This is a genomic window from Kitasatospora sp. NPDC004669, assembly GCF_040609455.1.
Classification (GTDB): domain Bacteria; phylum Actinomycetota; class Actinomycetes; order Streptomycetales; family Streptomycetaceae; genus Kitasatospora.
Genome location: NZ_JBEXKB010000077.1, coordinates 1 through 17,390 on the forward strand (window position 1 = coordinate 1; position 17,390 = coordinate 17,390).

Here is a 17,390-nt window from a genome sequence, read left to right on the forward strand (position 1 = left end):
CGAACCCGCCCCGGAGGCTCGGGGGGGGGGGGGCGGGGCGGGGCCCCCCCCCCCCCCGGGGGGCCCCCCCGGGGGCGGGCGCCCCCCCCCCCCCCCCCCCGGGGTGGTGGTGGCCCCGGGGGGGGCGGGGCGCGCCCCCCCCCCCGCACGACCGGTCGGCCGTTACGGCGCGATGGCGTAGCAGAAGAAGCGGCCCGGCGCGGAGACGCTGGCGCCGGTGGCGGTGTCGGTCACCGTCACCTGTACGCCGGCCGGCATGTTGGTCCGACACGGCCCGTAGGCGCTCGACGAGGCGAGGCCGGAGAAGAAGCCGGCGTTCGTCACCGCGCTCCAGGAGTAGCTGTAGCTCCCGCTGCCGCCGCTCACGGAGGCGTCGCAGACCCAGCGGCTGTTGCCGGCGTCGCAGGTCACGTCGGCGCTCAGCGCGGTGTCCGCGTGGGCGGGGGCGGCGAGCCCGAGGGTGGCGAGCGCGAGCAGCGGAGCCGCGAGGGCCGCCGCACGCTTGGCAGGGGGTTGGAACACGGACCTGGTCATCGTGCCTCCTGTGACGGGGTGTTCGCTCTGGGCCGGAACGACTGTGGGGCAGTCACGGGATCTTCACAAGCCCCCCGTCGGCGGCGGTCGGACAAGCTACGACCGGATCATTACCGCCGCAGTACGGCCGAATCAGTAGTTCCGGTCATGCCCGCGAGGCGGCACGGCGGGGCGCCTCCGGGCCCCGGGCGGTCCCGCCGACCGCCGTGACCAGGCACGTAGGATGGCTCGACGTGACGACCGTCCGTTCCACGGCAGGAGATTCCATGGGCGCGACCGCTGCTTCCGAACCCCGGCTCCCGGTCGGGGTGATCGGCCTGGGCGACATCGCGCAGAAGGCCTACCTGCCGGTGCTCAGCGCCCTGCCCGGGCTGGACCTGCGGCTGATGACCCGGGACGGGGTGAAGCTGGACCGGATCGGTGATGCGTACCGGATCGGCGCCGAACAGCGGTTCACCGACCTCGGTGAGCTGATCGGCAGCGGCATCCGCGCCGCGTTCGTGCACGCCGCGACCGACCAGCACGTGCCGATCGTCGAGCAGCTGCTCACCGCCGGGGTGGACGTCTACGTCGACAAGCCGCTGGACTACACCCTGGACGGCGCCCGCCGGCTGGTCGGGCTCGCCGACCGGACCGGCCGCTCGTTGACGGTCGGCTTCAACCGGCGGCACGCGCCCGGGTACGTCCAGGCCAAGGAGCGGCCGCGCGACCTGATCGTGCTGCAGAAGAACCGCGAGGGCCTGGCCGAGGCCGCCCGCACGCTGGTCTACGACGACTTCATCCACGTCGTGGACCTGCTGCGCTTCCTCGCCCCCGGCGAGATCGAGCACGTGGACGTCCGGGCCCGCACCCGGGACGGCCTGGTCGAGCACGTGGTGCTCACGCTCGGCGGGGAGGGCTTCACCGCGCTGGGCATCATGAACCGGGTCTCGGGTTCGACCGAGGAGGTGCTGGAGGTCTCCGGCGGCGACTCCAAGCGCGAGGTGCGCAACCTGGCCGAGGTGATCGACCACCGCGGCCAGCCCACCGTCCGCCGACGCGGCGACTGGGTGTCGGTCGCCCGCCAGCGCGGCATCGAGCAATGTGTGGTCGGCTTCCTGGACGCCGTCCGCGCGGGGAAGACCCTCGACGCCCACGACGCGCTGCGCACCCACGAGTTGTGCGAGCTGATCGTGGAACGGATCGGGCAAAGCTGAGGAGAAGCGAAGTCGAGCTGAGCGAAAGCTGGAAGGCGAGCTGTCGGAGACCGAGCAGTACTCCTACGTCTACCAGGGCAACTCCCAGGTGCTGGACCACATCCTGGTCAGCCCCGAGGTCGGCTACGCCAGGTACGACGTGGTGCACATCAACGCCGAGTTCGCCCAGCAGGCCGGCGACCACGACCCGCAGGTGGTCCGGATCAAGCCCTGACCGGCCGCACGGCTATCCTGCCTCCGTCGCCGGTGACCGCCGGCGGCGGAGCTTCTGACGGGGGTCGGCGAACGTGGAGTACCGGATCGAGCGGATCGGCCGCGAGGACTGGCAGCGCCTGCGGACGGTGCGGCTGGCCCAACTCCTCGACACCCCCATGGCGTTCGGCGAGCCCTACGAGTACGCGGAGCACCAGGGCGAGGGCAACTGGCGGGCCCGGACGAACTGGCTGAACGAGCCCGGCAAGATCGGCCTGGTCGCGGTGGACGACTCGGACGAGTGGGTCGCCACCATGCTGTCGATCCCCAGCAAGGAGCAGGCCGGGGCGGTCGATCTGATCGGCGTCTGGGTCGACCCGGCCCACCGCGGCCGCGAACGCGGCGTCGCCGACGCCCTGTTGGACGCGGTCGTCGACTGGGCCCGCACCGGCGGCGCCGAGCGGATGCTGCTCGGGGTGCACGAGGAGAACCACCGCGCCGCCGCCTTCTACCGGCGGCGCGGCTTCACGTACACCGGCGGCGAGACGCCGTACGCGCTGGACCCCAAGGCCAGGATCCTGGAGATGGCCCTCCCGCTGGACTGACATCCCGTACGGGAGGGCCTTCGGCGCCTCAGCCGGCCACGTACTCCGCCAGGTGCTCGCCGGTCAGCGTGGAGCGGGCCGCGACCAGCTCGGCCGGGGTGCCCTCGAAGACCACCCGCCCGCCGTCGTGGCCGGCCCCCGGGCCGAGGTCGATGATCCAGTCCGCGTGCGCCATGACCGCCAGGTGGTGCTCGATCACGATCACCGACTTGCCGGAGTCCACCAGCCGGTCCAGCAGCCCGAGCAGCTGCTCGACGTCCGCCAGGTGCAGACCGGTGGTCGGCTCGTCCAGGACGTAGACCCCGCCCTTGTCCGCCATGTGGGTGGCCAGCCTCAGCCGCTGCCGCTCGCCGCCGGACAGTGTGGTGAGCGGCTGGCCGAGGCTCAGGTAGCCGAGGCCGACGTCGGCGAGCCGCTCCAGGATCCGGTGCGCGGCCGGCAGCCTCGCCTCGCCGGCGCCGAAGAACTCCTCCGCCTCGGCCACCGACATCGCGAGCACCTCGCTGATGTCCCGGCCGCCGAGCCGGTACTCCAGCACCGAGGCCTGGTAGCGCTTGCCCTCGCAGTCCTCGCAGGTGGTGGCCACCCCGGCCATCATCGCCAGGTCGGTGTAGACCACGCCCGCGCCGTTGCAGGTCGGGCAGGCGCCCTCCGAGTTGGCGCTGAACAGGGCCGGCTTGACGTCGTTCGCCTTGGCGAAGGCCTTGCGGATCGGGTCCAGCAGCCCGGTGTACGTCGCCGGGTTGCTGCGCCGCGAGCCCTTGATGGCGCCCTGGTCGACGTACACCACGTTCTCGTCCGCAGCCCCTGACCGTCGACCCAGCGAGCCGTGGATCAGCGAGCTCTTGCCGGAGCCGGCGACACCGGTGACCACGGTGAGCACCCCGAGCGGGACGTCCACGTCCACGTCCCGCAGGTTGTGGGTCTTCGCGCCGCGGATCGCCAGGGTGCCGCCGGGCTTACGGACGGTCTGCCGCAGCGCCGTCCGGTCGGCCAGGTGGCGGCCGGTGACGGTGCCGCTGGTGCGCAGCCCGTCCACGCTGCCCTCGAAGCAGACCGCGCCGCCGGCCGTACCGGCCCCCGGGCCGAGGTCCACCACGTGGTCGGCGATCGCGATGGTCTGCGGCTTGTGCTCCACCACCAGCACCGTGTTGCCCTTGTCCCGCAGGCGCAGCAGCAGGTCGTTCATCCGGCTGATGTCGTGCGGGTGCAGGCCGGTGGTGGGCTCGTCGAAGACGTAGGTGGTGTCGGTGAGCGAGGAGCCGAGGTGGCGGATCATCTTGACGCGCTGCGCCTCGCCGCCGGAGAGGGTCCCGGAGGAGCGGTCGAGCGAGAGGTAGCCGAGGCCGATCTCGACGAAGGAGTCCAGGGCCTGCTGGAGCGCGGTGAGCAGCGGCGTCACCGAGGGCTCGTCCAACGCGCGGACCCAGTCGGCGAGGTCGCTGATCTGCATGGCGCAGGCGTCGGCGATGCTGACGGCCCCGATCTTGGAGGAGCGGGCGGCCTCGCTCAGCCGGGTGCCCCCGCAGTCCGGGCAGGAGGTGAAGGTGACGGCGCGCTCCACGAAGGCCCGGATGTGCGGCTGCAGGGCGTCCTGGTCCTTGGACAGCATGGACTTCTGGAGCTTGGGGATCAGGCCCTCGTAGGTGAGGTTGACGCCGTTGATCTTGACCTTGGTCGGCTCCCGGTGGAGGAAGTCCCGCAGTTCCTTCTCGGTGTACTCGCGGATCGGCTTGTCCGGGTCGAGGAAGCCGGAGTTGGTGTAGACGCCGACCGTCCACCAGCTGTCCGGCTTCCAGCCGGGGATGGTGATCGCGCCCTCGGCGAGCGACTTGGTGGCGTCGTAGAGCTGGGTGAGGTCGATGTCGGAGACGTTGCCGCGGCCCTCGCAGCGCGGGCACATGCCGCCGGTGATGCTGAAGCTGCGCCGTTCCTTGACGGTCTTGCCGCCGCGCTCGACGGTCACGGCACCGGCGCCGCTGATCGAGGGGACGTTGAAGGAGTACGCCTTGGGGGAGCCGATGTGCGGCTTGCCGAGCCGACTGAACAGGATCCGCAGCATCGCGTTGGCGTCGGTGGCGGTGCCGACCGTGGAGCGCGGGTCGGCGCCCATCCGCTGCTGGTCGACGATGATCGCGGTGGTCAGCCCCTCCAGGACGTCCACCTCGGGGCGGGCCAGGGTGGGCATGAAGCCCTGGACGAAGGCGCTGTAGGTCTCGTTGATCAGCCGCTGCGACTCGGCGGCGATGGTGTCGAAGACCAGCGAGCTCTTGCCCGAGCCGGAGACGCCGGTGAACACGGTCAGGCGGCGCTTGGGGATGTCGACGCTGACGTCCTTGAGGTTGTTCTCGCGGGCGCCGTGTACGCGGATCAGGTCGTGGCTGTCGGCGACGTGCGGCTCGGCCATCGTTCTCTTCGCTCCCTGGCTGTCGGGCGGGTCCTACGGTCGGTCGATCGGGGCCCGCCCCGAGGGAGCACCCTCGGGGCGGGCGGAGGCTCAGCGCACCTCGTTGAAGCGGATCATGTTGCCCGCCGGGTCGCGGAAGGCGAAGTCGCGGATGCCGTACGGCTGCAGGGTCGGCTCCTGGACGAGCTCGGCGCCGCCGGACTTCAGCCGGTCGAACACCCCGTCCAGGTCGGCGGTGGCGAGCACCAGCCGGGCGTACGTCCCCTTCGCCATCATCTCGGCGATGGTACGCCGCTCGTCCTCGGTGACGCCCGGATCGGCGGTCGGCGGCTCCAGTACCACCGACACCCCCGGCTGCCCGGCGGGCCCGACGGTGATCCACCGCATCGGGCCGCCGCCGACGTCGTTGCGGACCTCGAAGCCGAGCAGGTCGCGGTAGAAGGCGAGCGAGGCCTCGGGGTCGGTGTGCGGGAGGAAGGTCCAGTGAATGGTGATCTCGTTCATGACCGCAACGCTAGGCGCGGCCCCGGCGCGGGCGCTTCTCGAATCCTGATCGGTCCGCGTCCGGGCTGGATCACGCAGGGTGGCCCGCACCCGCGGTGGCGGAGGTGAGCGCATCCCACTGGTCCCGGGTCGGGCCGTCGAGCTGCGGTTCGAAGTCGGGGCGGGCGGCCAGCCAGGCGGTGACGTGGCGGTCCACCTCCTCGGTGCCGTAGGCCTCGTCGGGCGTGCGCACCAGATGGCGCACCTGGGCTCGGGCCCGCATGACGACGGGGTCCTCGAGGGCGCAGGCGGCCAGGGCGGCGGCCCGCCGGTCCGAGAGCGGTGAACTCTGCGCGAGGCGCTGCTCGTTGGCGCGGTCGGCGGTCACCTGCGCGTCGAACAACGGGCGGAGCGTCCGGGTGGTCCAGGCGTGGTAGCCCATGGGGTCCTCGGCGACCTCGTCGGCATGGGCGCCGAGGTACTGGGCGGTGCGCAGGGCGAGGGCCGCACCGTGGCCGAGGGTGGGGTTGGTGTGGATCAGGCTGTCCCCGGCGTTGACCAGGCCGGTGACGACCGGTCCGTCATCGTCGGTCAGGGCGGTCCAGCGGTTGTCCAGGCCGGCCATCGCCAGCACGGCCGACTGCGGTTCCGGGTCCAGGTCGAGCCAGGCGGCGCAGGCGGGGAAGCTGCGGGCGGCGGCCTCGAACACGGTCGGGTCGATGAGCGCGCTGCGGCTCGGATCGCCGGTGGAGAGCACCACGTTCACCGCGAAGGTGTCGTTGTCGGACGGGAAGACGCCGGCGAGCGCGAACGCCGCGGCCGAGCCGGGCCGCACCCGCCCGGGGTCGCGCGGACCGTCGGCGCGCAGGCGGTACCAGCGGCACAGGTAGGCGATCCCGGCGCGGTGGCTGTCGACCACGGGCGGGCGGCAGCCGGCCGCGACCAGCCAGCCGGGAACCGGCGAGCGGCGGCCGGCGGCGTCGACGACGAGGTCCGCCCGGTGCGTCCGCGCGCCCACGCGTACGCCGGTGACCCGGGTGGGGCGGCCTTCCTCGACCACGAGGGCGCTCACCCGGCAGCCCCGCCGCACCTCGACGGTGGGTTCCCGCCGCACGGCGGAGGCCAGGGCGGCCTCCAGCACGATGCGGCGCATGCGCAGGGTCACCAGGTCCTCGTCACCGGCCCGGTGCGGCGGATGCTCACCGAACCAGTCGAAGTCGTGGTACTCCCGGGCGCCGCGGGCCAGCAGGTCCGCGTAGACATCGGGGGCGTCGGCGTTCAGCACGGTGCGCACGGGCGCGAGGAAGGAGTGGGGCTGGACGGCCTGCGGGACCCTGGGCCTGTCCCAGTGGAGGAAGTCGTGGTTCAGGTCGTCTCCGGCCTGCCGCGCGTCCTGCTCGAACAGGGTGACCTCGTGGCCCCGCCGTCCGAGCATGAGCGCTGTTCCCAGCCCGCCGATACCCCCACCGATCACCGCAACCCGCGCCACCGAGGTTCCCCTTCGCGTCGTGTTGCGGAGGGAGCCTACTGCTCGATGATCTTCGATGGGAAACCGGGGGTGTCCGTCGCGATGCCGGTGGGCGGGGGCTCGGAGCAGCAAAACAAGCAGGCATGATTGCTTTTTTCTTCGGCCGGTGCCACGCTGCTGCCCGGCGGCGCTCGTGTGGGGTGTCGTCAACGCACCGGCAGGGGAGGCGCTTTGGCGCGCGCACGCTCGGTACTGCGGATCGGAAATGCCTCGGGGTTCTACGGTGACCGCTTCGCGGCGGTGCGGGAGATGCTCACGGGCGGGCCGCTGGACGTGCTCACCGGGGACTACCTCGCCGAGCTGACCATGTTGATCCTGGCCCGGGACCGGCTGAAGGACCCGTCGCTCGGGTACGCCCGGACCTTCCTGCGGCAGATGGAGGAGTGCCTCGGTCTGGCCCGCGAGCGGGACGTGAAGATCGTGGTGAACGCGGGCGGGCTCAACCCCGCCCGACTCGCCGACCGGCTGAGGGAGTTGGCGCGGCGCCTGGGTGTCGGAGCGACCGTCGCCCATGTCGAGGGCGATGACCTGCTGTCGCGCCGGTCCGAACTGAGCCTGCCCGAGGGACTGTTGGCCGCCAACGCCTACCTCGGCGGCTTCGGCATCGCCGCCTGCCTGGCCGAGGGCGCGGACGTGGTGGTGACCGGGCGGGTCACCGACGCCGCACTGGTGGCCGGGCCGGCGATCGCCCACTTCGGCTGGACGGCCGACGACCTCGACGCCCTGGCCGGGGCGGTGGTGGCCGGGCACGTCCTGGAGTGCGGGGCGCAGGCGACCGGCGGCAACTACGCCTTCTTCCGTGAGCACGATGTGACCCGCCCGGGCTTCCCGCTCGCCGAGCTGCACGCCGACGGCTCCAGCGTGATCACCAAGCACCCCGGCACCGGCGGGGCCGTCACCGTCGGCACCGTCATCGCCCAACTCCTGTACGAGACCGGCGGATCGCACTACCTCGGCCCGGACGTCACCGCCCGGCTGGACACCGTCCGGCTCACCGAGGAGGGCCCGGACCGGGTGCGGATCGACGGCGTGCGCGGTGAGGCCCCGCCGCCCACCCTGAAGGTCGGACTCAACCGGCTCGGCGGCCACCGCAACGAGGTGGTCTTCGTGCTCACCGGCCTGGACATCGAGGCCAAGGCCGAGCTGGTGCAGCAGCAGTTCGCCGCCGCCCTGCCGCCCGGGGCCCGCCCGGCCGAACTGCGTTGGACCCTCGCCCGCACGGACCACCCGGACGCGGCCACCGAGGAGACCGCCTCCGCGCTGCTGCGGCTGACCGCCCGCGACCCCGACCCGGCCAGGGTCGGCCGCGAACTCGGCAAGGCCGCCGTCGAATTGGGCCTGGCCGGGTACCCGGGATTCCACCTCACCGCGCCACCCGGTGCGGGCGCACCGTACGGGGTGTTCACCGCCGCGTACGTCGATGCCAAGCTGGTGGAGCACGCGGCCGTACTGCCGGACGGTCGCCGGATCGCCGTCCCGTCGGCTCCGGTCACCTCCCAACCCGTCGAAGCAGCGGGCGAGTTGCCCGCCCCACTGCCCGAGAGCCCGACCCGCCGCGCCCCGCTCGGCCTGGTCGCCGGTGCCCGCAGCGGCGACAAGGGGGGCGATGCCAACCTCGGCGTCTGGGCCCGAAGCGAGGACGGCTGGCGCTGGCTCGCACACACCCTCACCGTCGACCGGCTGCGCGAACTCCTCCCTGAGACCGCCGAGTCGACCGTCACCCGGCACGTGCTGCCGAACCTGCGGGCGGTCAACTTCACCGTGACCGGCCTGCTCGGCGAGGGCGTCGCAGCCCAGCACCGCTTCGACCCGCAGGCCAAGGCCCTGGGGGAGTGGCTGCGCTCCCGCCACCTCGACATTCCGGAGGCCCTGCTGTGACCGTCCTGACCACCCGCGTCGACCCGGCCGGGCCCGATTACGCCGAGCACCGCGCCGCGATGGTCGGCAGGCTCGCCGAGCTCGACGCCGAGCACGCCAAGGCGCTGGCGGGCGGTGGCCCCAAGTACGTGGAGCGCCACCGCAAGCGCGGCAAGCTGCTGGCCCGCGAGCGGATCGAGCTGCTGGTCGACCCGGACTCCCCGTTCCTGGAGCTGTCCCCGCTGGCCGCCTGGGGGAGCGACTACCCGGTGGGCGCGGCCCTGGTCACCGGCATCGGCGTGATCGAGGGGGTGGAATGCGTGATCACCGCCAACGACCCGACGGTGCGTGGTGGCGCCAGCAACCCGTGGACGCTCCGAAAAGCCCTGCGGGCCAACGAGATCGCGCTGGACAACCGGCTCCCGTTGGTCAATCTGGTCGAGTCCGGCGGTGCCGATCTGCCCAGCCAGAAGGAGATCTTCATCCCCGGCGGCGCCCTCTTCCGGGACCTCACCCGGCTGTCCGCCGCCGGAATCCCCACCGTGGCGGTGGTGTTCGGCAACTCGACGGCCGGCGGCGCCTACGTGCCGGGCATGTCCGACCACACCGTGCTGGTCAAGGAACGCGCCAAGGTGTTCCTCGGCGGCCCGCCGCTGGTGAAGATGGCCACCGGGGAGGAGGCCGACGACGAGTCGCTGGGCGGTGCCGAGATGCACGCCCGCACCTCAGGCCTGGCCGACCACTTCGCGGTGGACGAGGCGGACGCGCTGCGGATCGCCCGCCGGATCGTCGCCCGGCTCGACCACCGCAAGCCGGGGCCTTCGCCGGACCGGTTCGCCGAGCCGCCGAAGTACGACGAGGAGGAGCTGCTCGGCATCGTCCCGGGCGACCTCAAGGTGCCCTTCGATCCGCGCGAGGTGATCGCCCGGATCGTCGACGGCTCCGACTTCGACGAGTTCAAGCCGCTCTACGGCACCAGCCTGGCCGTCGGCTGGGCCCGCCTCCACGGCTACCCGGTCGGCATCCTGGCCAACGCCCAGGGCGTGCTGTTCAGCGCGGAGTCCCAGAAGGCCGCCCAGTTCATCCAGTTGGCGAACCAGCGGAACACCCCGCTGCTGTTCCTGCACAACACCACCGGCTACATGGTCGGCAAGGACTACGAGCAGGGCGGCATCATCAAGCACGGCGCGATGATGATCAACGCCGTCGCCAACTCCACGGTCCCGCACCTGTCCGTGCTGATGGGCGCGTCCTACGGCGCCGGCCACTACGGCATGTGCGGCCGGGCGTACGAGCCGCGCTTCCTGTTCTCCTGGCCGAGCGCCAAGTCCGCCGTGATGGGCCCCCAGCAGCTCGCCGGGGTGCTGTCGATCGTCGCCCGCCAGTCGGCCGCGGCGAAGGGCCAGCCGTACGACGAGGACGCGGACGCGGCGATCCGGGCGATGGTCGAGCAGCAGATCGAGGCCGAGTCGCTGCCGGTGTTCCTGTCCGGCCGGCTCTACGACGACGGCGTGATCGACCCCCGCGACACCCGTACGGTGCTCGGCCTGTGCCTGTCCGCGATCCACAACGCGCCGGTCGAGGGCGCGCGCGGCTACGGCGTCTTCCGGATGTGAGAGGGCTACCGACGATGGTTTCCAAGATTTCGATCACCAACCTGCTGGTCGCCAACCGGGGCGAGATCGTCCGCCGGGTGTTCCGCACCTGCCGGGAGCTCGGCATCGCGACCACCGCCGTCCACTCCGACCCGGACGCCGCCGCCCCGCACGTACGCGAGGCGGACGCCGCCGTCCGGCTGCCCGGCGCCGCGCCCGCCGACACCTACCTGCGCGGCGAGCTGATCGTGCGCGCCGCGCTGGCGGCCGGGGCCGACGCCGTCCACCCCGGGTACGGATTCCTCTCCGAGAGCGCCGAGTTCGCGCGGGCGGTGCTGGACGCGGGCCTGGTCTGGGTCGGCCCGCCGCCGGCCGCGATCGCCGCGATGGGCTCCAAGACCGCCGCCAAGCGACTGATGGCCGAGGCCGGGGTGCCCGTCCTGGGGGCGCTGGCCGAGCCGACCGAGGCCGACCTGCCGGTGCTGGTCAAGGCCGCGGCGGGCGGCGGCGGCCGCGGCATGCGGGTGGTCCGCCGGCTGGCGGACCTGCCCGCCGAGCTGGCGGCGGCCCGGGCCGAGGCGGCCAAGGCCTTCGGCTCGGACGAGGTGTTCTGCGAGCGCTACCTGCCCACCGGGCGGCACGTCGAGGTCCAGCTGCTGGCCGACACCCACGGCACGGTCTGGGCGGTCGGCGACCGCGACTGCTCGCTGCAGCGGCGGCACCAGAAGGTGGTCGAGGAGGCCCCGGCCCCCGGCCTTACGGCGGAGGTGCGGGCCGAGCTGCACGCGGCGGCCGTGAACGCCGCCCGGGCGATCGGCTATGCCGGCGCCGGCACCGCCGAGTTCCTGCTCGCCGAGGACGGCCGGTTCTACTTCCTGGAGATGAACACCCGCCTCCAGGTCGAGCACCCGGTCACCGAGGCGGTCACCGGCCTGGACCTGGTCGCGCTCCAACTCGCCGTCGCCGAAGGGGAGAAGCTGCCCGGGCCCACCCCGCCGCCGACCACCGGCCACGCGATCGAGGCCCGGCTGTACGCCGAGGACCCGGCCAAGGACTGGCAGCCCGCCACCGGCACCCTGTACCGGCTCGAACTCGCCACCGACCACCAGGAGTTCACGAGCACCGGCACCGGCACCGGCACCGGCACCCGCGCCGACTCCGGCCTGCGCCTGGACTCCGGCGTCGAGTCCGGCAGCGAGATCACCCCGCACTACGACGCGATGCTCGCCAAGGTGATCGCCTGGGCGCCGACCCGCGCCGCCGCCGCCCGCAGGCTGGCCGACGCGCTGGCCCGGGCGAGGATCCACGGGCCCTCCACCAACCGGGAGTTGCTGGTCCGGGCGCTGCGCCACCCGGCCTTCCTCGCCGAACGCCTGCACACCGGCTTCCTCGCCGAGCACACGGTCGAGCTCACCGCCACGGATGGCAAGGGGGCCGGGCGCGCCGCCCTGGCCGCCGCCCTCGCCGACGCCGCCGCCCGACGCACCGCGCTGCCGTCGGGCTGGCGCAACCTGCCCTCCCAGCCGCAGCTGAAGCGCTACCGGGCCGCAGACGGAAGGGAGTTGGAGGTCCGCTACCGCACCAACCGGGCCGGCCTGCTGGCCGAGGACCACCCGGACGTCGAACTGGTCGAAGCCACCGCCGAGCTGGTCGTCCTGCGCGAGGGCGAGGTCCGACGCCCCTACCGGGTGGCCCGCTACGGCGACCGGGCGGACCAGGTGTACGTCGACACCCCGACCGGCGGCACCGCGCTCACCGCCCTGCCGCGCTTCCCCGACCCGACCGCCCAGACCGACCCCGGCGCCCTGCTCGCCCCGATGCCCGGCACCGTGCTCCGCACCACCGCCGTCGTCGGGGACGCCGTCACCGCCGGACAGTCGCTGCTCGTGCTGGAGGCGATGAAGATGGAGCACCGCGTCACCGCCCCCGCCGACGGCATCCTCGTCGAACTCCTCGCCACCCCCGGCCGGCAGGTCGAACTCGGCACCCTGCTGGCCGTCGTCCAGACCACCGAAGCCTGAGGAAGGACCCCCGCATGTCCGCCATCGGCAGTCAGCTCCTCGAAACCCCCGAACGCAAGGCCCTGCGTCAGGCCGTCGGCGACCTCGGCCGCCGCTACGGCTCCGCCTACTACCTCGCCAAGGCCCGGGCCGGCGAGCCCGCCGAGGAACTCTGGGCGGAGGCCGGGAAGGCCGGCTACCTCGGCGTCAACCTGCCCGCCGAGTACGGCGGCGGGGGCGGCGGCATCACCGACCTCGCCATCGTCCTGGAGGAACTCGGCACCGCCGGCTGCCCGTTGCTGCTGCTGATCGTCTCCCCGGCGATCTGCGGCACGGTGATAGCCCGCTACGGCACCGAGGAGCAGAAGCGGTGCTGGCTGCCCGGACTCGCCGACGGCAGCCGCAAGATGGCCTTCGGCATCACCGAGCCGGACGCCGGCTCCAACTCGCACCGGATCTCCACCGTCGCCCGCCGGGACGGCGAGGACTGGCTGCTGACCGGCCGCAAGGTGTTCGTCTCCGGCATCGACCACTCCGACGCCGTGCTGTTCGTCGCCCGCACCGAAGACGCCCGCACCGGCAAGCTCAAGCCCTGCCTGTTCGTCGTCCCCCGCGACACCCCCGGTTTCGAGTACCGGGCGATCCCGATGGAGCTGGTCGCCCCCGAGAAGCAGTTCCAGGTCTTCCTGGACGACGTCCGGCTGCCCGCCGACGCCCTGGTCGGCGACGAGAACGCCGGTCTGCTCCAGCTGTTCGCCGGCCTCAACCCCGAGCGGATCCTCACCGCCGCGTTCTCGCTCGGCCTCGCCCGGCAGGCCCTCGGCAAGGCCGTCGAGTACGCCAGGACCCGCACCGTCTGGTCCACCCCGATCGGCGCCCACCAGGGCCTGGCCCACCCGCTGGCCCAGTGCGCGGTGGAGATCGAGCTGGCCCGGCTGATGACCCAGAAGGCCGGGCTGCTCTACGACGCGGGCGAGGACCTGGCCGCCGGGGAGGCCGCCAACATGGCCAAGTACGCCGCCGGGGAGGCCGCCGCCCGGACGGTCGACCAGGCGGTGCAGACCCTCGGCGGCAACGGCCTGACCCAGGAGTACGGGCTGGGCGCGCTGCTGGCGGCCACCCGGGTCGGCCGGGTCGCCCCGGTCAGCCGGGAGATGGTGCTCAACTTCGTCGCCCAGCACACCCTGGGCCTGCCCAAGTCGTACTGACCGTCCTGAGGCACCGCTGTCCGGGCGCGGGTCACCGTACGGCGCTCAGGTGGGCGAACACCACGGTGTTGGACTCGTACCCGGTGCGCGGGTCGAACTTCCCGCCGCAGGTGATCACCCGCAGCTCGGCCCGGTCGCCGGCGCCGCCGTACACCTGGGCGTCCGGGAAGTCCTTCTTCGGGAACACCCGGACGGAGTCGACGGTGAACACCGCGGTGCGCCGGTCCTTGCGGACCACCTCGACGATGCCGCCCGGGCGCAGCAGCCCGAGCCGGTAGAACACCGCCGGCCCGCTGCGGTTGTCGGCGTGCCCGACCACGATGGCGTTCCCGGCGGCACCTGGCGCGGCTCCGTCCCGGTACCAGCCGGTCAGGTTGCGCTGCTCCATCGGAGGGGTGTCCAACTGCCGGGCGGCGTCCAGCCCGAGGCCGGTCACCGGTGCGTCGACCTTGATCGCGGGGATCCGGATCCGGGTCGGTGCCGAGGCGGCCAGCGGCGGGTGGGCGGGCACCGGCGGGGTCGGTGTGTCGACGGGCGAGGCGGCCGCGGTCCGGGGCGGTACGGCGGCCACCGGGGGTGCGGGTGGCAGTGGCGGCCCGTGCCGGTCGGCGGTGCCGTCGTGGACCAGCCAGAGGCCGACCGCCGCGAGCGCCAGCGCGGTGGCCCCGGCCGTCAACGGGCCGGGGCCACCGCGCGGCGCGCGGGTGGGGCGGTCAGGACTCGGCATTGCGCCCGGGGCGGCGGCGCATCGCGCGGACGGTCAGTCCGCCCGCTCCGGCGACCAGCGCGACGCCGCCGATCACCTCGGCGGCGTTGGCCCCGGAGGTGCCGCCGCCACCGGTGCCGACGCCGCCGTGCGGCTCGTGGCGGGTCGGCGAGGCGCTCGGCGAGTGGCGGGGGGAGTGCGAGGGCGAGTGCTTGGGCGAGTGCGTGGGCGAGTGCATGGGCGAGCGCGTGATGTCGCCGTTGTCGCCCGGCTCGGCCAGCGCGGCCGGGGCCCCGCCGAGGGCGAGCGCGGCCGCCACCGCGGCGGCGGCGAACAGTCGGCGGGCGGACGGCAGGGAGGGGGAGATGGGTCTCACGGGGGTTGCTCCAGGGTCCGGGGCCGCACCCGGGTCGGGCGGCCGTGGTGCACACCGTCCGGGTGGGCGCCCCCGGGAGCAACTGTGCCACGCGTGTTCCACCCCGGTTCCCCACAATGGCCCAGCCACCGCCCTGACTGTCCGTATGCTCCTGAGCGCGCCCCCGAGCCGACCCGACGCCGGTTTTGTTGCCGCATCAACTTCCTTGCTGGAGGCTTACCTTGGTGTTCCGAAGCGAGTTCCCGGACGTCCCCGTGGTCGACCTGCCGATCCATGACGCGGTGCTCGGCGCCGCCGCCGAGTACGGCGAGCGGCCGGCCCTGATCGACGGCCTCACCGGGGAGCAGGTCAGCTACGCGCGGCTCGCCGCCTCGGTCGAGCGGGTCGCCGCCGGGCTGGCCGAGGCAGGAGTGCGCAAGGGCGACGTGGTCGCTCTGTTCAGCCCCAACTCGATCCTGTACCCGATGGCCTACTACGGCGCCACCCGGGCCGGTGCCACCGTGACCACGGTGTCCTCCCTCTCCACCCCGACCGAACTCGCCGGCCAGCTCCGCGACAGCGGCGCCCGCCGGCTGATCACCGTCTCCCCGTTCCTGCCGACCGCCGGCGCGGCCGCCGAACTGCTCGCCGCCGACGGCCGCGCGCTGACCGAGGTCATCGTGCTGGACGGCGCCGACGGTTACCGCTCGCTCGCCGACCTGCTGGCCGCCACCGGCCCCGCCCCCGAGACCACGATCGACCCGGGCCGGGACGTCGCCGTACTGCCCTACTCCAGCGGCACCACCGGCCTGCCCAAGGGCGTGATGCTCACCCACCGCTCGATCGCCACCAACCTCGCCCAGACCGACGCCCTCTACCGCCCCGCCGTCGGCGAACGGGTGCTCGCCGTGTTGCCCTTCTTCCACATCTACGGCCTGGCGGCGCTGCTCAACCAGCCGCTGCGCTGCGGAGCCACCGTGGTCGTGCTGCCCCGCTTCGACCTGGAGCAGTTCTGCCGCGCGATCGAGCAGCACCGGGTGCAGGCCCTGGTGGTGGCCCCGCCGATCGCCCTCGCCCTGGCCAAGCACCCGGTGGTGGACGGCTTCGACCTCTCCTCCGTGGAGTACCTGCTGTGCGCGGCCGCCCCGCTGGACCAGGACCTCGCCGACTCCTGCGCCCGGCGCCTGGGCCTGCCGCACCTGCTCCAGGGCTACGGCATGACCGAGCTGTCCCCGGTCACCCACGTGGTCTCCCCGACCGAACGCGACCCCTCGCCCGGCTCGGTCGGCCGGATGGTCCCCTCCACCGAACTGCGGGTCACCGCCCTGGACGGCACCGGCGAGGACCTCGGGCCCGGCGAGCGCGGCGAGCTGCTGATCCGCGGCCCGCAGGTGATGAAGGGCTACTTCGGCCGCCCCTCCGACACCGCCGCCGTGATCGACGCCGAGGGCTGGCTGCACACCGGTGACGTCGGCTACGTGGACGAGCGCGGCTACCTGCACATCGTCGACCGGGTCAAGGAGCTGATCAAGTACAAGGGCTACCAGGTCGCCCCCGCCGAACTGGAGGCCGTCCTGCTCGGCCACCCGCAGATCACCGACGCCGCCGTGATCGGCGTGCCCGACGCCGACGGCACCGAGTGCCCCAAGGCCTTCGTGGTCCGCGCCCCCGGCAGCGCCCTGACCGCCGAGGAGGTCACCGGCTACGTGGCCGGGCAGGTCGCCCCCTACAAGAAGGTCCGCGCGGTGGAGTTCGTCGACGCCGTCCCCAAGTCCGCGGCCGGCAAGATCCTCCGCCGCGAACTGCGCGCCCGCGAGGCCGCGCGCGCCGAGGCCGCCTCCTGACGCCCCTGGACCCCGATCCGACTCCCCCCGCCGGTCAGGGCCGACCCGGCGGACGAGGACCGCGGCCCGTCTGTGAGGATCGACCCGCCGCGCCCCGACCGGAACAGGAACCGCCACCCGCCATGACCAGCCACCCCGTCGCCCGCACCCCCCAGCAGGACCGCAGCCGCGCGACCCGGGCCCGGCTGCTCGCGGCCGCCGTGGACTGCCTGGCCGAGCTCGGCTGGCAGGGCTCCACCGTCACCGTGGTCGCCGAGCGCGCCGGCGTCTCCCGGGGTGCCGCCCAGCACCACTTCCCGACCCGCGAGGACCTCTTCACCGCGGCCGTCGAGTACGTCACCGCCGAGCGGCTGGCAGCCGTCCGCGCCCACGCGGACGAACTGCCGGCCGCCGGCTCCGACCGCACCCGGGCCGTGGTCGACATGATCGTCCGCCTCTACACCGGCCCGGCCTTCCGTGCCGCCCTGCACCTGTGGACCGCCGCCGCCACCGAGGAGGCCCTGCGCGAGCGGATCGTCGCCCTGGAGGGGCGGGTCGGCCGGGAGGCCCACCGGGCCGCCACGGAGTTCCTCGACGCCGACGAGACCCGCCCGGGCGTGCGCGAATCGGTGCAGGCCACCCTCGACCTCGCCCGCGGACTGGGCCTGGCCAACCTGCTGACCGACGACAGTGTTCGACGTTCCGGAGTGATCCGGCAGTGGGCGGGCCTTCTGGAGAGTACGCTGCGCCCGGAACACCCATGACGCCCGAACAACCGGAGCGGCCGGAAGCCCCTGACCAAGGGGTCGCCGGGCGGCCGATGTCCGTGCAGTCTGGAGAAGAAACCCGGCCGGCACGAACCGCGAGGCCCACCCGGCCGGGCATGAGCCGAACCGGGGTG

Annotated in this window: 15 protein-coding genes; 9 read left to right on the forward strand and 6 right to left on the reverse strand. The window is 73.5% G+C overall.

Going from position 1 to position 17,390, the window contains the following annotated elements:
• Positions 1–162 precede the first annotated feature (162 nt).
• Entirely contained in the window at positions 163–534 is a 372-nt protein-coding gene (locus ABZW30_RS39035; RefSeq protein ID WP_355676039.1) for a hypothetical protein, read from the reverse strand.
• 266 nt (positions 535–800) lie between these two features.
• Between ABZW30_RS39035 and ABZW30_RS39040 the strand changes: the two genes are divergently transcribed.
• The 3 genes from ABZW30_RS39040 to ABZW30_RS39050 all read left to right on the forward strand — a co-directional run bounded on the left by ABZW30_RS39040 (position 801) and on the right by ABZW30_RS39050 (position 2,527).
• On the forward strand, positions 801–1,730 hold the full coding sequence (locus ABZW30_RS39040) for a Gfo/Idh/MocA family oxidoreductase (RefSeq protein WP_355676040.1): 930 nt from the start codon (positions 801–803) through the stop codon (positions 1,728–1,730).
• 88 nt (positions 1,731–1,818) lie between these two features.
• Positions 1,819–1,944: a hypothetical protein gene (locus ABZW30_RS39045; RefSeq protein WP_355676041.1), complete on the forward strand. Its 126-nt coding sequence runs from the start codon at positions 1,819–1,821 to the stop codon at positions 1,942–1,944.
• 73 nt (positions 1,945–2,017) lie between these two features.
• On the forward strand, positions 2,018–2,527 hold the full coding sequence (locus tag ABZW30_RS39050) for a GNAT family N-acetyltransferase (protein WP_355676042.1): 510 nt from the start codon (positions 2,018–2,020) through the stop codon (positions 2,525–2,527).
• Positions 2,528–2,555: 28 nt separating this feature from the next.
• Here the strand turns inward: ABZW30_RS39050 and ABZW30_RS39055 are convergent, their stop codons facing one another.
• The 3 genes from ABZW30_RS39055 to ABZW30_RS39065 form a co-directional block, all read right to left on the reverse strand.
• Complete coding sequence (locus ABZW30_RS39055; RefSeq protein ID WP_355676043.1) at positions 2,556–4,934, reverse strand: excinuclease ABC subunit UvrA; 2,379 nt, start codon at positions 4,932–4,934, stop codon at positions 2,556–2,558.
• 90 nt (positions 4,935–5,024) lie between these two features.
• On the reverse strand, positions 5,025–5,438 hold the full coding sequence (locus ABZW30_RS39060) for a VOC family protein (protein WP_355676044.1): 414 nt from the start codon (positions 5,436–5,438) through the stop codon (positions 5,025–5,027).
• A 70-nt stretch (positions 5,439–5,508) separates the two neighbouring features.
• Positions 5,509–6,906 carry an FAD-dependent oxidoreductase gene (locus tag ABZW30_RS39065; RefSeq protein ID WP_355676045.1) on the reverse strand — a complete coding sequence of 466 codons (1,398 nt, stop codon included), beginning with the start codon at positions 6,904–6,906 and terminating at the stop codon, positions 5,509–5,511.
• 210 nt (positions 6,907–7,116) lie between these two features.
• Here ABZW30_RS39065 and ABZW30_RS39070 point away from each other — a divergent pair, with 210 nt between their 5' ends.
• The 4 genes from ABZW30_RS39070 to ABZW30_RS39085 are packed head-to-tail and all read left to right on the forward strand — an operon-like array spanning position 7,117 to position 13,605.
• Entirely contained in the window at positions 7,117–8,823 is a 1,707-nt protein-coding gene (locus tag ABZW30_RS39070; RefSeq protein ID WP_355676046.1) for an acyclic terpene utilization AtuA family protein, read from the forward strand.
• Positions 8,820–10,418: a carboxyl transferase domain-containing protein gene (locus ABZW30_RS39075; RefSeq protein WP_355676047.1), complete on the forward strand. Its 1,599-nt coding sequence runs from the start codon at positions 8,820–8,822 to the stop codon at positions 10,416–10,418. The genes ABZW30_RS39070 and ABZW30_RS39075 overlap by 4 nt, the downstream gene beginning before the upstream one ends.
• A 14-nt stretch (positions 10,419–10,432) precedes the next feature.
• Positions 10,433–12,418, forward strand: a complete 1,986-nt coding sequence (locus tag ABZW30_RS39080; protein WP_355676048.1) for a biotin carboxylase N-terminal domain-containing protein — start codon at positions 10,433–10,435, stop codon at positions 12,416–12,418.
• A 14-nt stretch (positions 12,419–12,432) separates the two neighbouring features.
• The gene (locus ABZW30_RS39085; protein WP_355676049.1) at positions 12,433–13,605 is read left to right on the forward strand and encodes an acyl-CoA dehydrogenase; all 1,173 of its coding nucleotides are present in this window, start codon (positions 12,433–12,435) and stop codon (positions 13,603–13,605) included.
• 31 nt (positions 13,606–13,636) lie between these two features.
• Here the strand turns inward: ABZW30_RS39085 and ABZW30_RS39090 are convergent, their stop codons facing one another.
• Both ABZW30_RS39090 and ABZW30_RS39095 read right to left on the reverse strand, forming a co-directional pair.
• Positions 13,637–14,332 carry a class F sortase gene (locus ABZW30_RS39090; protein ID WP_355676050.1) on the reverse strand — a complete coding sequence of 232 codons (696 nt, stop codon included), beginning with the start codon at positions 14,330–14,332 and terminating at the stop codon, positions 13,637–13,639.
• A complete protein-coding gene (locus ABZW30_RS39095; RefSeq protein ID WP_355676051.1) occupies positions 14,319–14,687 on the reverse strand; it encodes a hypothetical protein in 369 nt (122 codons plus the stop codon). The genes ABZW30_RS39090 and ABZW30_RS39095 overlap by 14 nt, the downstream gene beginning before the upstream one ends.
• A gap of 221 nt (positions 14,688–14,908) precedes the next feature.
• Here ABZW30_RS39095 and ABZW30_RS39100 point away from each other — a divergent pair, with 221 nt between their 5' ends.
• Complete coding sequence (locus ABZW30_RS39100; protein WP_355676052.1) at positions 14,909–16,510, forward strand: 4-coumarate--CoA ligase family protein; 1,602 nt, start codon at positions 14,909–14,911, stop codon at positions 16,508–16,510.
• A gap of 122 nt (positions 16,511–16,632) precedes the next feature.
• The gene (locus ABZW30_RS39105) at positions 16,633–17,253 is read left to right on the forward strand and encodes a TetR/AcrR family transcriptional regulator (protein ID WP_355676053.1); all 621 of its coding nucleotides are present in this window, start codon (positions 16,633–16,635) and stop codon (positions 17,251–17,253) included.
• Positions 17,254–17,390 lie beyond the last annotated feature (137 nt).